This window comes from Pseudomonas sp. AM8, from assembly GCF_036346475.1.
Lineage (GTDB): Bacteria > Pseudomonadota > Gammaproteobacteria > Pseudomonadales > Pseudomonadaceae > Aquipseudomonas > Aquipseudomonas marginalis.
Genome location: NZ_JAOTNX010000006.1, coordinates 240,481 through 257,705, shown reverse-complemented (window position 1 = coordinate 257,705; position 17,225 = coordinate 240,481). Strand labels below are relative to the sequence as shown.

The window sequence follows — 17,225 nt, the reverse complement described above, 5'->3', positions numbered from 1 at the left end:
GTCAATTGCCCCATTGCCTGCCATTGAGAGTGCCTGTTATGCCTACGCCCCACGTTGAGACCGTGAAAGTCGACGAACTGGACTGCTGGCGCATCCGCCATAACGGCGCCGAACTGATGATCGCCCAGCAGGGCGCGCATATCTTCAGTTACGGCCGCGAAGGCGAGCAGCCGCTGATCTGGCCGAACCCTGAGGCGGTGTTCAAGAAGGGCAAGGGCATTCGTACCGGCGTCCCGGTGTGCTGGCCCTGGTTTGGGGTGTTCGACCGCAACCCGCCCAGCGTAAAGGCGATGCGCCAAAGTGATCAGCCTGCGGGCGCTCACGGTTTCGTGCGTACCGCGACCTGGGCATTGGCCGGGACCACCCTTGAAGGTGAAGCGCTGCGGGTGGACCTGCAACTACCGGTTCCTGCAGGCGGCTTCCCCGGCTGGCCCCATCAGGTCGACCTGAGCCTGAGCCTGCTGCTGGACAACCAACTGCACATCCGCCTGACCAGCCACAACCGTGGCAACGACACTGTCACGCTCAGCCAGGCGCTGCACACCTATTTCGCCGTGAGCGACGTACGCAACGTGCAGGTCGAAGGCCTGGACGGCTCGGTATACATCGATACCGCCGATGGCTGGAGCGAGAAAACCCAGTCCGGCCTGCTGCACTTCACTGCCGAGACCGACCGCATCTACCTCGATACGCCCCCGTCGCTGAGCATCCTCGATCAGGACTGGCAGCGTCGCATCCAGCTCACCAGCCAAGGCTCGAAATCCACCGTGATCTGGAACCCCTGGACCGAACGCGCCAAAGCCTTCGACGACATGGCCGATGATGGCTGGCAGGGCATGCTGTGCATCGAGACGGCGAATGTGCTGGATGATGTGGTGAGCCTGGCCCCAGGTGAAAGCCACACGCTGGGCGTGAGCATCACCGCTATCGCCCTGTAAACCCAATCGAAAATGTGGGAGGGGCACACCGCCCCCCACATTGGGTTCAGCGTAAGCTTATAGATCGGATTCCTTTACGACCCGCACCTTGCCCGCATCCAGCGCATAGGCGGCGTCGGCCAAATCGTTATTCACCGTCTCCACCTTCAACGTGCCGGTCACCCACAGCGGCGTGTAGATATCATCCAGCTTCAAACCCTTGGGATAACGCACCAGCACCAACTGGTTAGGCGGCGGTGGCGGCACGTGGATGCAGGCGCCCGGGTATGGCACCAGGAAGAACAGGGTGCTGCGGCCTTTGGCGTCGGTTTCCAACGGCACCGGGTAGCCGCCGATGCGGATGTTCCTGCCGTTCATGGCAGCCACGGTCTTGGTCGAATACATCACCGCCGGCAAGCCTTTGCTCTGCTTCAGGCCACCTTTGTCGGTGAACGTGCCTTGGGCTTCGGGGGAGTTGTGGTCGATCTCGGGCATGGCCTCGAGGGCCTTCTGGTCCGACAGCGGCATCAGGTCGAGCCAGTCGGTTTCCGGCAATTCACCGGCGTGGGCCAGGCCAGAGCCCAGCAGAAGGAGAGTCAACAGGAGACGGCGCATGGAGAGGCTCGGCAAGTACAAGTGGCGAGCATTCTAGCCCTCTGCGCCTGCGCAGCGCAGAGGACTTTGTCGGCTGATTACTTCTTTTTGATCAGGCCGTAGAGCACCAGCAGCACAATGGCGCCGACCAGTGCGCCGATAAAGCCTGCGCCTTGACCCGCCTGGTAGATACCCAGTGCCTGGCCACCGTAGGTCGCGGCCAGGGAACCGGCGATACCCAGCAGGATGGTCATGATCCAGCCCATGCTGTCGTCGCCGGGCTTGAGGAAACGCGCCAACAGGCCGACGATCAAGCCGATAAAGATGGTTCCGATGATACCCATGGCATTTCCCTCTGAATGAAGTGAGCTATGCCAAAGCCTAGACAGGCTTTGGCATCCTGCAATCAGAGGACGGCGATAACCAATGGTTCCCGCCGATCCCCGGGTTATTGCTCGGCGATCAGCGCTTCGACCTTGAGGATCTGCGCTTGCAGCGTTGCGCGGTCCTTGCAGCGCAGGTTGGCGTGGCCGACCTTGCGCCCGGCCTTGAAGGCCTTGCCGTAGTGATGCAGGTGGCAGTCTTGGATGGCGATCACGCGCTCCACCGGCGGTACCACGCCGATAAAGTTGAGCATCGCGCTCTCACCGACCTTGGCCGTGGAGCCCAATGGCAAGCCCGCGACAGCGCGCAGGTGGTTTTCGAACTGGCTGCACTCGGCGCCTTCGGTGGTCCAGTGCCCGGAGTTATGCACACGCGGGGCGATTTCGTTGGCCTTGAGGCCGCCGTCGACTTCAAAGAACTCGAACGCCATCACACCGACGTAATCCAGCTGCTTGAGCACGCGGCTGGAATAGTCTTCGGCCAGGGCCTGCAACGGGTGATCGGTGCTGGCCACGGACAGCTTGAGGATGCCGCTGTCGTGGGTGTTGTGCACCAACGGGTAGAAGCGGGTCTCGCCATCACGGGCACGCACGGCGATCAACGAGACTTCGCCGGTGAAGGGCACGAAGCCTTCCAGCAGGCAGGCCACGCTGCCCAGTTCGGCAAAGGTGCCGACCACATCGGCGGCGGTGCGCAGGACTTTCTGGCCCTTGCCGTCGTAGCCCAGGGTGCGGGTTTTCAGCACGGCTGGCAGGCCAATGCTGGCGACGGCGGCGTCCAGGTCCGCCTGGGACTGGATATCGGCGAAGGCTGGGGTCGGAATGCCGAGGTCCTTGAACATGCTCTTCTCGAACCAGCGGTCACGGGCAATGCGCAAGGCTTCGGCGCTCGGGTACACCGGTACGAACTGCGACAGGAAGGCCACGGTTTCGGCCGGGACGCTTTCAAACTCGAACGTCACCAGGTCGACTTCGTCGGCCAGTTGGCGCAGGTGGTCCGGGTCGCTGTAGTCAGCGCGCAGGTGTTCACCCAAGGCTGCCGCACAGGCGTCCGGCGCAGGATCCAGGAAAGCGAAGTTCATCCCCAGCGGGGTGCCCGCCAAGGCCAGCATACGGCCCAGTTGGCCGCCACCGATTACACCGATTTTCATCGTCAACACCCTCAGGCGATACGTGGGTCTGGATTGTCCAGCACGCTGTCTGTCTGCTCGGCGCGGAATTTCTTCAGCACCGCGTGGAACTGCGGGTGCTTGGCGCCCAGGATGCTGGCGGACAGCAGGGCTGCGTTGATCGCGCCGGCCTTGCCGATCGCCAGGGTGGCCACCGGGATACCGGCCGGCATCTGCACGATGGACAACAGCGAATCCACGCCCGAGAGCATTGCCGACTGCACGGGTACGCCAAGCACCGGCAGGTGGGTCTTGGCCGCACACATGCCCGGCAGGTGTGCCGCACCGCCGGCACCGGCGATGATCACCTCGATGCCACGGGATTCTGCTTCATCGGCATACTGGAACAGCAAATCCGGGGTGCGGTGGGCAGAGACCACTTTCACTTCATACGGAATGCCGAGTTTTTCCAGCATATCGGCGGTGTGGCTAAGGGTGGACCAATCGGACTTGGAGCCCATGATCACGCCAACCAATGCACTCATCGTCGTGCCTCTTCTCTCTGGGCGCCCGCAGGCGCGTCAAAAAACAACAAGCCACGCGGGAAATCCGGCGTGGCTTGTTGTACGAAATGTGGCCGGTTGGACCGGCCGAAGGCCGCGCAGTATACCGTAATAATCCAGATAAACAGCCCCTGGGATGACCATCTGTCTAGCGGGGCAAAGTGGCGGTTTTATTGACTTTCAAGTCAGCCAAATCACCACAAGCCCCCTCCCACATTTGCCCTGCACTCGGCCCGAGATTAGGCTCAGGTACTTTGCGCCGCGCCACCTTCCAACTTGCGCCACAACAACCGCACATTCGCCTTGCGCACCAGCGCGCAGCGATACAGACGAATTTCCAGCGGCACATGCCATTGCGGCCCGCCGCAGACCACCAACTCACCGCGGGCCAGTTCGGCACGCACGCTCAGTTGCGGCACCCAGGCGATGCCCAGGCCTTCCAGGGCCATGCTTTTGAGGCTGTCGGCCATGGCGGTTTCGTACACCGTGGTAAAGCGCAGCGCGCGCTGGCGCAGCAACAGGTGCACGGAACGGCCGAGGAACGCCCCGGCGCTGTAGGCCAGCAGCGGCACACTGCCCTCTCCTTCGAGGTCGAACAGCGGCTTGCCGTCGGCGTCGGCCGCGCATACCGGGAGCATTTCGGTGTTGCCCAGGTGCAGTGAGGGGAAGATTTCGGCGTCCATCTGCATGGCCGCATCCGGGTCGTAGAAGGCCAGCATCAAATCGCAACCGCCTTCGCGCAGGGCGTGCACGGCGTCACCGACGTTGGTGGCAACCAGCCGCGTGGCGATGTTCAGGCCGTCGTTGCGCAGTTGTGCGATCCAGCGCGGGAAGAAACCCAACGCCAGGGAGTGGGCAGCGGCCACTTGCATGACTTCGCCCTGCCCGCCTTCCAGGTGATGCAAATGGCGCAGCACTTCGCCGAGCTGCTCGACCACGGTACGCGCGGTGACCAGGAACAACTGCCCCGCCGCCGTCAGCTCAACCGGCGTGCGCGAGCGGTTGACCAGGGTCAGGCCCAATGCGGCCTCAAGGCTGCGGATACGTCGGCTGAACGCCGGCTGGGTGACAAAGCGCCGCTCCGCCGCCTGGGAAAAGCTGCGAGTCGCCGCCAGGGCGCTGAAGTCTTCCAGCCATTTGCTCTCAAGGTTCATCACTGCCTCCCACGGATACGCACCATTTTGGCACACACGCCCGCCATGATAGCCGGGTCACACTCACATTATGCCGTTTATGCATAGGCCAGTGTTTAACAGCATTGGCCCAAAATTTCCTACAGGCCTAGCATTCGCAGCGTTCCGGCCTGTTCCGGGTCCATATCGAGATGATTTCCGTCATGTCCTCCGCTGCATCATTCCGCACAGAAAAAGACCTGCTTGGCGTACTCGAAGTACCTGCCCAAGCGTATTACGGCATCCAGACCCTGCGAGCGGTGAATAACTTCCGCCTCTCGGGCGTTCCGATTTCGCATTACCCGAAATTGGTGGTCGGCCTGGCAATGGTCAAGCAAGCGGCGGCTGATGCCAACCGCGAGTTGGGCCAGCTCAGCGAAGCCAAGCACGCGGCCATCAGCGAAGCCTGTGCCCGCCTGATCCGCGGCGATTTCCACGAAGAATTCGTGGTGGACATGATTCAAGGCGGCGCCGGCACTTCAACCAACATGAATGCCAACGAAGTCATCGCCAACATCGCGTTGGAGGCCATGGGCCACAACAAGGGCGAATACCAGTACCTGCACCCCAACAACGACGTGAACATGGCGCAGTCGACCAACGACGCCTACCCGACCGCGATCCGCCTGGGCCTGCTGTTGGGCCACGACGCGCTGCTGGCCAGCCTCGACAGTCTGATCCAGGCATTCGCCGCCAAGGGCGTCGAATTCAGCCACGTGCTGAAAATGGGCCGCACCCAATTGCAGGACGCCGTGCCGATGACCCTCGGCCAGGAATTCCGCGCCTTCGCCACCACCCTCGGTGAAGACCTGGCCCGCCTGAAAACCCTGGCGCCAGAACTGCTGACCGAAGTGAACCTGGGCGGCACCGCCATCGGTACCGGCATCAACGCCGACCCGCGCTACCAGGCCCTGGCCGTACAACGCCTGGCCGTTATCAGCGGCCAGCCAGTGGTCCCGGCTGCCGACCTGATCGAAGCCACCTCCGACATGGGCGCCTTCGTACTGTTCTCCGGCATGCTCAAGCGTACCGCGGTGAAACTGTCGAAGATCTGCAACGACCTGCGCCTGCTGTCCAGCGGCCCACGTACCGGCATCAACGAGATCAACCTGCCGGCGCGCCAGCCAGGCAGCTCGATCATGCCCGGCAAGGTCAACCCGGTGATCCCGGAAGCCGTCAACCAAGTCGCGTTCCAAGTCATCGGTAACGACCTGGCTCTGACGATGGCGGCCGAAGGCGGCCAGCTGCAACTGAACGTGATGGAGCCGCTGATCGCCTTCAAGATCTTCGACTCGATCCGCCTGCTGCAACGCGCCATGGACATGCTGCGCGAGCACTGCATCGTCGGCATCACCGCCAACGAAGCCCGCTGCCGCGAACTGGTGGAACACTCCATCGGCCTGGTCACCGCGCTGAACCCGTACATCGGCTATGAAAACGCCACCCGCATTGCGCGTATCGCCCTCGAAAGCGGCCGCGGCGTGCTGGAACTGGTGCGCGAAGAAGGCTTGCTCGACGACGCCATGCTCGACGACATCCTGCGCCCCGAAAACATGATTGCCCCACGCCTGGTCCCGTTGAAGGCCTAAGCGTTTGTTGCACCGCTCACCAGGTTGAGGGACTAGACACCTCTCACCTTTTGAGGGCCTGAAGGCTCGTTCTTCAGGCCCTTTTTTTTGCTTGTAGGAGCGAGCTTGCTCGCGAAAAACGCAAGGAGACCGCAACCGTCCAGACAGCCAACTTCATCGTTCACGACCTTCGCGAGCAAGCTCGCTCCTACAAACCTTTAATCGGCCCGGGCAGACGGATCACGTTCGCCTAGGTATAGTGCCGCCCCTCTTCGCGTCTGCGGCCGTCGGTAACGAGCCCGGATACACGCGATAGCGCATGAATAACAACACCCGCAAAAGGATTGGGGTCGAACCGTCGCGCACTGCCTGGTGCTATGCGAGGGGTAGGACCGTCCTGCGTTTGCCATTAGAAAAATCAGCGAGGAACACTCCATGCTCGAGGTCATCAACGACTTCCTCTCAGGGAAAGTACTGATCGTGCTCATTGTCGGGCTCGGCGGTTATTTCACGATCCGCTCGCGTTTCGTTCAATTGCGTCACTTTTTCCACATGTTTTCGGTGTTTCGCGACAGCCTGAAAAACAGCTCCGACCAACTCAGCTCGTTCCAGGCGCTGATGCTCAGCCTGGCCGGCCGCGTCGGTGCCGGTAACATCGCGGGTGTCGGCATTGCCGTGACCCTGGGCGGCCCGGGTGCCGTGTTCTGGATGTGGGTCACCGCGCTGGTGGGCATGTCTTCGAGCTTTATCGAGTGTTCCCTCGGCCAGTTGTACAAGCGCACTGACGCGGAAGGCACCTACCGTGGCGGCCCGGCCTATTACATCCAGCACGGCCTGCACAAGCGCTGGCTGGGGATGGTCATGGCGTTCCTGCTGCTGGTGACCTTCGGCTTTGCCTTCAACGGCCTGCAAGCCCACGCCGTGACCCACTCGCTGAACAACGCGTTTGGCCTGGACACCACCTACACCGGCCTGGCCCTGGCGGCATTGCTGGGCCTGGTATTCATCGGCGGGATCAAGCGCATCGCCTCGATCGCCGACCTGCTGGTGCCAGTCAAGACCCTGGTCTACATCGCCGTGACCCTGTATGTGATCGTGCTGCAATTCGACCACGTACCGGCCATGCTCGCGACCATCGTCAAAAGCGCCTTCGGCCTCGACCAAGCCTTCGGTGGCCTGGTGGGCAGCGCAATCATCATGGGTGTGAAACGCGGCGTGTTCGCCAACGAAGCCGGCCTGGGCAGTGCGCCCAACGTAGCGGCCGTCGCTTCGGTAGAACACCCGATCGCCCAAGGCGTGGTCCAGGCGTTCAGCGTGTTCCTCGACACCTTCGTGATCTGCACCTGCACCGCGCTGCTGATCCTGCTCTCCGGTTTCTACACCCCAGGCTTCGAAGGCGACGGCATTGCCCTGACCCAGAACTCCCTGGCCGCTGTGGTGGGTGACTGGGGCCGCATGTTTATCTCGGTGGCCCTGGCGTTGTTCGTGTTTACCTCGATCATGTACAACTACTACCTGGGCGAGAGCAACCTGCGCTTCCTGGTGGGCAACAACCGCAAGGTGCTGATGGGCTATCGCGCGCTGGTGCTGGTGCTGATTTTCTGGGGTTCGATCGAGAACCTGAGCACCGTGTTCGCCTTCGCCGACATCACCATGACCATGCTGGCCTTCGTCAACCTGTTCGCCCTGGCGTTCCTGTTCAAGATCGCCATGCGCATCCTGAACGACTACGACAACCAGCGCGCGGCAGGCATCAAGACCCCGGTGTTCGACTCCAGCCAGTTCCCAGACCTGGACCTGGATCGCAAGGCCTGGCCGGCCAATCCGGTAAAACCGCAAGCGACCCCAGCGGCGGAACTGAACGCTCAAGTGCAACGCTGAGCGTAGACAGATGACACGCCGCCCGGCCTTGGGCATGCTCTGGGCCCGGCGGCGTTTTTCGTTCAGGAGAATCTTCGATGTCCCCAGCCAATAACCTCATGGTGCTCTACACCGGTGGCACCATCGGCATGCAGGCCAGCGCCAATGGCCTGGCGCCCGCATCCGGTTTTGAAGCGCGCATGCGCGAACAGCTCGCCAACGTGTCAGTACCCGCCTGGCGCTTCCGGGAAATGTCCCCGCTGATCGACAGCGCCAACATGACCCCCGCCTACTGGCAGCGCCTGCGCACCGCCGTGGTCGAGGCCGTGGATGACGGTTGCGATGCCGTGCTGATCCTGCACGGCACCGACACCCTGGCCTACAGCGCGGCGGCGATGAGCTTCCAGCTGTTGGGCTTGCCGGCGCCGGCGGTGTTCACCGGTTCGATGTTGCCTGCCGGCGTCCCCGACAGCGATGCCTGGGAAAACGTCAGCGGAGCCCTGCTGGCGTTGGGCGAGGGCCTGGCGCCCGGCGTGCACCTGTACTTCCACGGCGCGCTGATGGCCCCGACCCGCTGCGCGAAGATCCGCAGCTTTGGTCGCCATCCGTTCGCCGCGCTGCAGCGCAACGGCGGTGTGGCCCAAGCCGAAGCGCTGCCCGCCGCGCTGGATTACCGCCAGCCGAAGGCCCTGGCCAATGTCGGCGTATTGCCGCTGGTACCGGGCATCGCCGCAGCACAATTGGACGCACTGCTCGGCAGTGGCATCCAGGCACTGGTGCTGGAATGCTTCGGCAGCGGCACCGGGCCCAGCGATAACCCTGAGTTTCTTGCCAGCCTCCAGCGCGCCGAAGAAAACGGCATCGTGGTCGTGGCAATCACCCAATGCCATGAAGGCGGCGTGGAACTGGATGTGTACGAAGCCGGCAGCCGCCTGCGCGGCGTGGGCGTGTTGTCAGGTGGCGGCATGACCCGTGAAGCGGTATTCGGCAAGCTCAACGCGTTACTCGGGGCCGGGCTGTCCATCGCCGAAGTCCGGCGACTGGTAGAGCTGGACCTGTGCGGCGAACTGAGCTGACCCCACCGCCGCACTGTAGATAGTCACCCCCTTCCCTGGCTGGCCGGCCCCTAGCATGGAACACCCGAGCGAACACCTCGGGCCGTTCCCATCAACCGGCAAGACAGGGATGCCCCATGACCACGCCCATCTCAATCGCTTCACAACAGCCACTGGAATTGCTCACCCAACTGTTAACAGGCCCGTCGTTCAGGGAAGTGGCGGCGGTGTTGTTGCGCCAGGCGCTGCAGGCCCGCTACCCCACACTGGCAATCGACCCCGATATCTGCCTGATCGGCACCCCCGGCTGGGACATCATCGACGAACAGGCCTGCGCCACTACCACCGCCTACGGCACACTGAGCGACAGCCTGACCGATCAGGCCGTGCTCGGCGAACCGACCCTGTACATCGAAGGCGAACACTTCCTGACCCAGCAACCGCTCACCGAGCCGCCAACCCATTTGCCGGTGCGCATCGGTGACATCGCCCATCTGCTCAATACCCTGGCCCCCGTCATGCTGGCGGCCTGGCAGGAGCAACAGCTGGCGTTCTGGAACAAAAGCAACGGCAGCGGCCCCCATTGGCATCAGCTGTCCAACTCATTGCGCGGGGTGTGGAATGTCCGGCAGGCACCGGGCTGGAACGAAAGTGACTGCGCCATGGCGCGCCAGTTGTTTCACGCGCCCACCTACGATGTGCGACGGCTCGACGACCCATACACCAGCCACGCCTACCTGCTCGACATCGATCAGGTCGACGGCGCGCAGGTGACCCACCTCAACCGGCTCGCGCTGTCGGTTCTGATCGGCAAGCAGGCCGGACGAGACGTCATCCTCACCCACTCGCTGCTCAAGGGCTATGAGAAGTTCGCGTCCCTGGAACAGCTGGGCCGGAGCCTGCCCGCTCGCCTGGACACCTCGGCGCCCCGCACACAGTTGCAATGGCGCCTGTTCGAACCTGACGGCAATTTTTTCGATCACCAGGCCTGCAGCCTGATTGCCTTGCAGGTCGAGGCTATCGGCAGCCTGGACTTCTCCGACCTGCGCCACCCGGACACGGCTCCGCCACCCGGTGCCACCGAGTTGGCCACCGGCCCCGGCCCCGGCCGCGAGTGGTATCAGCAGGCGCTGCCGGGCTGGCTGCAGGAGGCGTCGACGTCCGACCTGAACTTCTATGCGCGGCATCTCAAGGACCTCGCGTCCCTGAACAGCAGCACCGGCGGCAAGTCGTATCAGGACGATATCCCGCCCATCGAGCAGTACGCGCTCAATCATCTCAAGGCGGAAATCCTCAAGGACCACCCGCAAGCCGGTGCCCTGGCCTTGGATACGCTCACCCTGAAAGTCCAGCAGCCGGTGGTGTGGGGGACTTTCACGGTGCCCGGCATGACCGAGACCACCACCTTCAACCTCGCCGAACTGGCGCTGCACAACCTGATCGCCATCCCGGTCGGCAACAAGACCTTGCAGCTGCATAACGGCCAAAATCTGCCGGACTGGCTGACCGTCGAGTACATCGAGAGCCTCGTTTCCCGGGTGGACATCGGCCAGAACTACCCGGCGCTGATCAAAAGCAAGCTGCTGGAAATGCCCCGCGAGGCCTCATCGCGAAAGAACCTCTACATCCAGCACCTGCGCATCCAGCTGCCGTTACTGGCCCTGCAAGGCAAGATTCAGCAACAGGATGGCATCGATGACCGCGGCTATCGATACGTCGCCACCCTGATGCAAGCCGATGCCTCGGATCACACAGTAGACGGGCAGACCATCGTCATGCGGCCTCTGGCGTTCATCCCGCAACGGCGGGACGACGCCACTGCCGATGAGGTCGAAAACATGTACGTCATCGGCCCGCAAGATCCCGCCGCCGGCCCCTGCCTGCTCTATCGACCTCTGTTCACCCCGGCCCTGGTGCAATATCCGTCCCCGGCCAACCTGATGTACGCCATTGCCCAGTCCCCCGACCTGCGCCGTTCGGTGCTGGCCTGGTTGCCGGACAGCGCGCGCGATGCTTACGCCAACTATGTGTTCCCGGGAGCATTGCCTTCCCCCTGGGCCGTCGCCGATTTTCTGGTGGACGCCTCGACGCTGGAAACCATGAGCGGCCCTATCGGCCTGGGCAAAGACCCACTCAAGGGTGACCTGCTCGCCGGGCTGTTTGAAGCCAACGCCCAGGCCCTGGTCAAGCTGGCCGACCGCCAGTCGACCTCCAATACCGAAAACCGCTGGGCGACCCTCAAGCAAACCGGCTGGACGCTCCTCAATGCCGCGCTGCCCTTTACCAGCCCCAGCGTGGCGACAGGCCTATGGATCTGGCAGGTCGTCGATCAGTTGCAACAGTTTGTCGGGGCCACGGAGCAGGATGACACCGCGGTCCAATGGACCACTTTCACCGACGTGCTGCTGAACCTGTCGATGGCGATTACCCTGCATATCAGCACGCGCCTGCGTCCCCGCGGCGCTCGGCCCGAGCGGGAATCCAGGCCGACCGAGCCCTCGGCAGGGCAGCGTGTCGAGATCAAACAGCTGGGCGCCATCGCCGGCAATGAAAGCCCAGCGGGCCACACTCCACTGCTGCATACCAGCGGCGCGCTCAATCGGTCGCCCGCCACCCTGGGGCGGGTGCTGGACCGTTTCAAAGTCAGCCAGCCTGGCGCAGCGAGCAGCGTCGACACCCGCCCGGGGCCCACCCGCCACCTGACCCGCGTCGCCGAGCGTCTCTACGCACAGGTCGGCGAGCGCTGGTTTGAAGTGAGCGCGGACGACGAGGGCAACGTGGTCATCATCGACCCTCGGCAGCCGGATCGAACCGGACCGCCGCTGATTCACAACGCCGCCGGCCAATGGTTCGTCGACACCCGCCTGCGCCTGCGCGGCGGCGGCCCCAAGCGCATGCTCAACAAAGCCGAAGCGGAAGCGACCCTCAAGGCCGCCGAAGTACGGGCCAAGCTCGAGGCCTTCGAAAACGCCAAGAAGACCGCACAAAGAGCACTGCAACAGGCCCGCCAGGCCATGGCCGACGTCGCCGGTAACGCTGCCGAAGTCAAACGCCAGCACTACATGGACACGCTCGACCAGCAAAGCGCGGATTACGAAGCGGCCCTGCAACACCTCAAGACCCTGAGTGTGTTCACCCCGGTCCCCGACTATCAGCAAAAAGCCCTGGGTTATATAAGAGCGCAACTGGAGCTTACCGAAGCCGCGATCAGGGAGGCCCAGACCACCTTCACCCCCCAGCTCAGGGTCGTGCTTGACCAGCTCGAACACCCCGACACCCGGCACCCGGCGCGGTACGTCGAAGACGCGCGACAAATGACCGAGATGAGTGAAGACATGATCACGCGCCTGGACTACACCCATGCGCGCTTCACTCAACTCAAGGCCCTGGCCAAGGAGGGCGTGCAGTTGATCCAGAGCGCCAGGAAAAAACTGCCGGCCTACACCAGTATCGACCTCAAGGCCCTGCAGATAACCCTGGCGCGCAGGTTGTGCCTGCCGGAGGACAGCGCGACCCGTGCACCCCAGGCCTGGGCCAACCTCAATGAGATTGTCGACAACGCCGATCTGTCGGTCCAGGCCCTGCGCGACACCCTCAACGAACGCAGCGAGGCGCGGCTGGACGAACGCATTGAATCCCTGAGCAGCCTGATCGAACAATTCAAGGTCCTTGACGAGCGCCTGGAGGACTTCTCCCAGGAGTTTTCCAGCCTGACCCACCTCTCCCCGCTGGAACGCCTGCGCAAACAGGTCAAGGATTTCTCCAGGCAGGCCTTGACCCATCTGTCCCAGCTGCATGCTGAGCGGGACATCCTGCGCAATCGGCCCACCCCTCCACCGACGCCCCCCAAGCCCTTGAAGAAATTCATCCATACCCGTTACAACGGCGTGATGATCGGCGAGCCACGCCTGACGGCGGTCGGCCTTGAAACCGACCTGGTGGATATCAAGTCACCGCTGACCCGGCAGGTCATTGCCACCTTCCATGAAAAAAGCCCCAACGTCTGGGTGCAACGGCTGAGCCCTGCACACACCGAGCAGGCGGTGCCCGAGCTTCAGTCCAGCCTCGGACAGGGCCGCACGCTGCTGGACGGTTTGCCCACGTTCAAGCAACGGGCCATCGAGCAAACCCGCCAAGCCGGGCGCACCGCCGTCGGCATCGAATACCTGTACCACCGTCACGCGTTGCTGCTGGAAGAAACCAGCCGGCACATCGAGCAGGCCCTGGCCGACAGCACCATCACAGCCGATCAAACCCAATCGGCAACCGCCCTTGGCAAGCAACTCAACGACGCGGCGCAGGACCTGTACCGGCGCGCGTCCGAAAACATGGTACGCATGATCAAGCAGCAGCCCCCAACCACCAAAGGCGTCGAATGGCTGAGCCAGCGCGACGAGATCGTCATCAAGAAATCCGTGAGGCGTCGCCGGCTCAAAAGCAGCACTCCGGATTACCTGGACGAATACATCATCACCGAGCGCGCGACCCATCAAGTGCTCTGGTACGCGCACTTTCATTATTCGACCGACTGGACGCCTGCCAAGGCCTACCTCAGCGCACGGTTGAAAACCACCCATGAATATCGACAAGGCTCGGCGGCCGACTCGGTCAAAGGCCTGAACGAGCAGCAGCAAATCGACTATTACCGCAGCGAGATCAGCCTGGAGGCGGCCAAACGGCTATTTTTTGACCACAAGTAGACGGCACACTCCTTGCTGCCTCTGGTCAAACCCTGGCAGGACTCCCCCATGCTGCACTCGCACCTGACTACGCTCAACGCCGTCTCCCTGGTACTCGACACCTTCAGGGCCGAGGGCGTGAGCCGCGACGTGCTGCTGGCCGGCAGCGGTATCTGCGGCGCCGACCTGAACCGCGCCGACACGCGCATCACCACCAACCAGGAGATGCGCGTGTGTGCCAATGCCGTGGCCCTGCGCCGCGATATCGGCCTGGAGTTGGGCCGGCGCATGCACGTGTCATCCTACGGCATGCTCGGCTACGCGCTGCTGACCAGTGCCACCTTCGGTGACGCTTTGCGCCTGGCCCTGCGCTATCCGGCGCTGTTGGGAACACTTTTCGAGCTGAGCCTGGAAGACGACGGCCAGCGCATCTGGTTCACCGCCGACGGGTATCGGGAAAACCCGGCGCTGGCCACCTTCAATGTCGAGTTCTGCCTGGTGTCGTTGAAGGTCATCTGTGACGATCTGCTGGGCCATGCCCTGCCGTTGCTCGGTGCGCGTTTCGAACACCGCGCCCCCGACTATCGCGCACGCTATGCCGAGCACTTCGATTGCCCTCTTGCCTTCGCTGCCAGCGCCAATGCCTTCGCTTTCGACCGGCGCTGGCTCGACCAGCCGTTGCCGCTGGCCGACCCCATCACCCACCGCGCCATGGCCGAGCGCTGCCGCAAACAGAACACCGAATTCACCGGGCGCCAGGCCTGGCTCGGCCGGGTACGCCAATTGCTGGCCGCCCAATTGAACGCCGCCCCCGGCATCGATGGCCTGGCCGGGCAGATGAACTGTTCGCCGCGCACCTTGCGCCGGCATCTGCATGACCTGGGTTGCAGCTATCAGGAACTGCTGGACGAGTTACGCTTCGAGCGGGCCAAGCAGTTGCTGGGCGAGGACCAACTGCCGATCTATCGCATCGCCGAGCAGTTGGGCTTCAGTGAAACCGCAAGTTTCAGGCACGCCTTCGTACGCTGGAGCGGCGTGGCACCGAGTCAGTTCCGCGCTTGAGTCGCATGCCCCCACATGGGGCGAATAACGGACACAGGCTTTGGCCATATTTATCCCCTTTTGGCCGCTCCTGCCGTTCTCCAAACCTGCCCACGCCGCAACACTGCAAGGCATCCCAAGCAGCCTGCGGAGAACAACAATGCTGACGATCTATTCGGACGATCATCATCTGCACCACGGCCGTTGTGAATTGATGGACGGGCAATTGATGCCCTGCTTCGAAATGCCCGCCCGCGCCGACCATGTGCTGCAGCGGGTCAAGGACCGCCAGCTCGGCCCGGTGCAAGCCCCGCAGGACTTTGGCCTGGCCCCCTTGCAGCGCATCCACAGCCGCGAGTACCTGGATTTTTTCAAAGGTGTCTGGGCCCGTTGGCTCGAGTTCGGCCAGGACGGCGACCTGCTGCCCTATACTTGGCCCGCCCGCACCCTGCGCGCCGTCATGCCCACCAGCCTGCACGGCCAGTTGGGTTACTACAGCTTCGACGGCGGCGCGCCGATTACCGCCGGCACCTGGCAGGCAGCCTACAGTGCGGCGCAGGTGGCGCTGACCGCGCAACGGGCGATCCAGCAAGGCGCCCACAGTGCCTTCGCGCTGTGCCGGCCACCGGGACACCACGCCGCCAGCGACTTGATGGGCGGTTATTGCTACCTCAATAACGCCGCCATCGCCGCCCAGGCATTTCTCGATCACGGCCACAGGAAGGTTGCGATCCTCGACGTGGATTACCACCACGGTAACGGCACCCAATCGATTTTCTATGAGCGCAGTGACGTGCTCTTTACCTCGATCCACGGGCACCCGGAAGCCGAGTTTCCGTTTTTTCTCGGCTATGCCGATGAGCGGGGCGACGGGGCCGGAGAGGGTTTCAACTTTAACTATCCGTTGCCGGCCGGTTCGGGCTGGGACACCTGGAGCGCCGCACTGGAACAGGCTTGCCAGGCGATTGAGGGCTACGGCGCCGACGTCATTGTGGTGTCCCTGGGCGTCGATACGTTCAAGGACGACCCCATCTCGCAGTTCAAGCTCGACAGCCCCGACTACCTGGCCATGGGCAAGCGTATCGCCCGCCTGGGCAAGCCGACGCTGTTCGTGATGGAAGGCGGTTACGCGGTGGAAGAAATCGGCATCAATGCCGTCAACGTTCTCGAAGGTTTTGAAGGGGCAGTCGAATGAATCTGTTCAAGTCGCTTGTGCTCTGCGCCGCCGTATTAAGCACCGCCGCGCACGCTGAAGAAAAAAACCTGCGGGTCTACAACTGGTTCGACTACATCACCCCCAAGGCCCTGGAAGACTTCAAGGCCCAAAACCCGTCGATCAAACTGGTCTACGACATCTTCGACACCAACGAAGCCCTGGAAGCCAAGCTACTCACCGGTAATTCCGGCTATGACGTGGTGGTGCCGTCCAACGTGTTCCTGGCCAAACAGATCGAGGCCGGTGTGTTCCAGGCCCTGGACCGCAGCCAGTTGCCGAACTGGAACCACCTCGATCCCAAGTTGATGAAGCTGATCGAGGCCAACGACCCGGGCAACAAATTCGCCGTGCCCTACATGTACGGCACCATCCTGATTGGTTTCAATCCCGACAAGGTCAAGGCCGCGCTGGGCGCAGATGCACCGGTGGACAGCTGGGACCTGATCTTCAAGGAGGAGAACATCAGCAAGCTCAAGCAATGCGGCGTGGCACTGCTGGATTCACCCTCGGAGATCCTGCCCCTGGCCTTGCAGCACCTGGGCCTGGACCCCAACAGCAACAACCCCAAGGACTATGAAAAAGCCGAAGCCTTGCTGCTGAAGATCCGCCCGTACATCACCTACTTCCACTCCTCCAAGTACATGGCCGATATCGCCAACGGCGACATCTGCGTCGCCGTCGGCTACTCCGGCAGCTTCTCCCAGGCCGCCAACCGCGCCAAGGAGGCCAGGAACGGCGTGATCGTAGACATGCGCCTGCCCAAGGAAGGCGCGCCGATCTGGTTCGACATGCTCGCCATTCCCAAGGGCGCGAAGAACCCCCAGGACGCCTACACCTTCATCAACTACCTGCTGCAACCGCACGTTATTGCGCCGATCAGTGATTTTGTCGGCTACCCCAATCCCAACAAAGACGCTACCGGGCAGGTGGACCCGGCGATCCGCAACAATCCCAACCTGTACCCCACCGAAGCCGCGATGGCCACGCTCTATACCTTGAAACCCCTGGGACGTGACGCCGAACGCGCCAGGACCCGCGCCTGGTCCAGGATCAAGTCCGGGACCTGAG

General features: G+C 62.9%; 13 protein-coding genes. 8 read left to right on the top strand and 5 right to left on the bottom strand.

Annotated features, from left to right (window positions below; all coding sequences use genetic code 11):
* Positions 1–38 precede the first annotated feature (38 nt).
* Positions 39–938, top strand: a complete 900-nt coding sequence (locus V3W40_RS16820; RefSeq protein ID WP_065926750.1) for a D-hexose-6-phosphate mutarotase — start codon at positions 39–41, stop codon at positions 936–938.
* 57 nt (positions 939–995) lie between these two features.
* Here the strand turns inward: V3W40_RS16820 and V3W40_RS16815 are convergent, their stop codons facing one another.
* The 5 genes from V3W40_RS16815 to V3W40_RS16795 form a co-directional block, all read right to left on the bottom strand.
* A complete protein-coding gene (locus V3W40_RS16815; RefSeq protein ID WP_027608241.1) occupies positions 996–1,532 on the bottom strand; it encodes a DUF3299 domain-containing protein in 537 nt (178 codons plus the stop codon).
* A gap of 77 nt (positions 1,533–1,609) precedes the next feature.
* Positions 1,610–1,855 (bottom strand): GlsB/YeaQ/YmgE family stress response membrane protein, encoded by a 246-nt coding sequence (locus V3W40_RS16810; RefSeq protein WP_065926751.1) that lies wholly within the window; start codon positions 1,853–1,855, stop codon positions 1,610–1,612.
* 104 nt (positions 1,856–1,959) lie between these two features.
* Positions 1,960–3,045 carry a 5-(carboxyamino)imidazole ribonucleotide synthase gene (locus V3W40_RS16805; protein ID WP_065926752.1) on the bottom strand — a complete coding sequence of 362 codons (1,086 nt, stop codon included), beginning with the start codon at positions 3,043–3,045 and terminating at the stop codon, positions 1,960–1,962.
* 11 nt (positions 3,046–3,056) lie between these two features.
* On the bottom strand, positions 3,057–3,548 hold the full coding sequence (purE, locus tag V3W40_RS16800) for a 5-(carboxyamino)imidazole ribonucleotide mutase (RefSeq protein ID WP_003176980.1): 492 nt from the start codon (positions 3,546–3,548) through the stop codon (positions 3,057–3,059).
* Positions 3,549–3,811: 263 nt separating this feature from the next.
* Positions 3,812–4,720, bottom strand: coding sequence for a LysR substrate-binding domain-containing protein (locus V3W40_RS16795; protein ID WP_065926753.1), 909 nt, complete (start codon positions 4,718–4,720; stop codon positions 3,812–3,814).
* Between the two features lie 182 nt (positions 4,721–4,902).
* Between V3W40_RS16795 and aspA the strand changes: the two genes are divergently transcribed.
* The 7 genes from aspA (at position 4,903) to V3W40_RS16760 (ending at position 17,224) form a co-directional block, all read left to right on the top strand.
* Complete coding sequence (gene aspA / locus V3W40_RS16790; RefSeq protein WP_025854459.1) at positions 4,903–6,327, top strand: aspartate ammonia-lyase; 1,425 nt, start codon at positions 4,903–4,905, stop codon at positions 6,325–6,327.
* Between the two features lie 414 nt (positions 6,328–6,741).
* Positions 6,742–8,187 carry an alanine/glycine:cation symporter family protein gene (locus V3W40_RS16785; RefSeq protein ID WP_330215377.1) on the top strand — a complete coding sequence of 482 codons (1,446 nt, stop codon included), beginning with the start codon at positions 6,742–6,744 and terminating at the stop codon, positions 8,185–8,187.
* Positions 8,188–8,264: 77 nt separating this feature from the next.
* Positions 8,265–9,242, top strand: a complete 978-nt coding sequence (locus V3W40_RS16780; RefSeq protein WP_330215376.1) for an asparaginase — start codon at positions 8,265–8,267, stop codon at positions 9,240–9,242.
* A gap of 116 nt (positions 9,243–9,358) precedes the next feature.
* Positions 9,359–13,921 carry a hypothetical protein gene (locus V3W40_RS16775; protein ID WP_330215375.1) on the top strand — a complete coding sequence of 1,521 codons (4,563 nt, stop codon included), beginning with the start codon at positions 9,359–9,361 and terminating at the stop codon, positions 13,919–13,921.
* A 48-nt stretch (positions 13,922–13,969) separates the two neighbouring features.
* The gene (locus V3W40_RS16770; protein ID WP_065946485.1) at positions 13,970–14,962 is read left to right on the top strand and encodes an AraC family transcriptional regulator; all 993 of its coding nucleotides are present in this window, start codon (positions 13,970–13,972) and stop codon (positions 14,960–14,962) included.
* A 139-nt stretch (positions 14,963–15,101) separates the two neighbouring features.
* Positions 15,102–16,136 (top strand): histone deacetylase family protein, encoded by a 1,035-nt coding sequence (locus V3W40_RS16765; RefSeq protein ID WP_330215374.1) that lies wholly within the window; start codon positions 15,102–15,104, stop codon positions 16,134–16,136.
* Positions 16,133–17,224 carry a polyamine ABC transporter substrate-binding protein gene (locus V3W40_RS16760; protein WP_065926758.1) on the top strand — a complete coding sequence of 364 codons (1,092 nt, stop codon included), beginning with the start codon at positions 16,133–16,135 and terminating at the stop codon, positions 17,222–17,224. The genes V3W40_RS16765 and V3W40_RS16760 overlap by 4 nt, the downstream gene beginning before the upstream one ends.
* Position 17,225: the final 1 nt, after the last annotated feature.

Bases quoted from the DNA above. Each gene is read 5' to 3' on its own strand.
- V3W40_RS16805 (WP_065926752.1), bottom strand. From the start codon at position 3,045: ATGAAAATCGGTGTAATCGGTGGCGGCCAACTGGGCCGTATGCTGGCC.
- aspA (WP_025854459.1), top strand. From the start codon at position 4,903: ATGTCCTCCGCTGCATCATTCCGCACAGAAAAAGACCTGCTTGGCGTA.
- V3W40_RS16785 (WP_330215377.1), top strand. From the start codon at position 6,742: ATGCTCGAGGTCATCAACGACTTCCTCTCAGGGAAAGTACTGATCGTG.
- V3W40_RS16760 (WP_065926758.1), top strand. From the start codon at position 16,133: ATGAATCTGTTCAAGTCGCTTGTGCTCTGCGCCGCCGTATTAAGCACC.
- V3W40_RS16780 (WP_330215376.1), top strand. From the start codon at position 8,265: ATGTCCCCAGCCAATAACCTCATGGTGCTCTACACCGGTGGCACCATC.
- V3W40_RS16765 (WP_330215374.1), top strand. From the start codon at position 15,102: ATGCTGACGATCTATTCGGACGATCATCATCTGCACCACGGCCGTTGT.
- V3W40_RS16810 (WP_065926751.1), bottom strand. From the start codon at position 1,855: ATGGGTATCATCGGAACCATCTTTATCGGCTTGATCGTCGGCCTGTTG.
- purE (WP_003176980.1), bottom strand. From the start codon at position 3,548: ATGAGTGCATTGGTTGGCGTGATCATGGGCTCCAAGTCCGATTGGTCC.
- V3W40_RS16795 (WP_065926753.1), bottom strand. From the start codon at position 4,720: ATGAACCTTGAGAGCAAATGGCTGGAAGACTTCAGCGCCCTGGCGGCG.
- V3W40_RS16775 (WP_330215375.1), top strand. From the start codon at position 9,359: ATGACCACGCCCATCTCAATCGCTTCACAACAGCCACTGGAATTGCTC.
- V3W40_RS16815 (WP_027608241.1), bottom strand. From the start codon at position 1,532: ATGCGCCGTCTCCTGTTGACTCTCCTTCTGCTGGGCTCTGGCCTGGCC.
- V3W40_RS16820 (WP_065926750.1), top strand. From the start codon at position 39: ATGCCTACGCCCCACGTTGAGACCGTGAAAGTCGACGAACTGGACTGC.
- V3W40_RS16770 (WP_065946485.1), top strand. From the start codon at position 13,970: ATGCTGCACTCGCACCTGACTACGCTCAACGCCGTCTCCCTGGTACTC.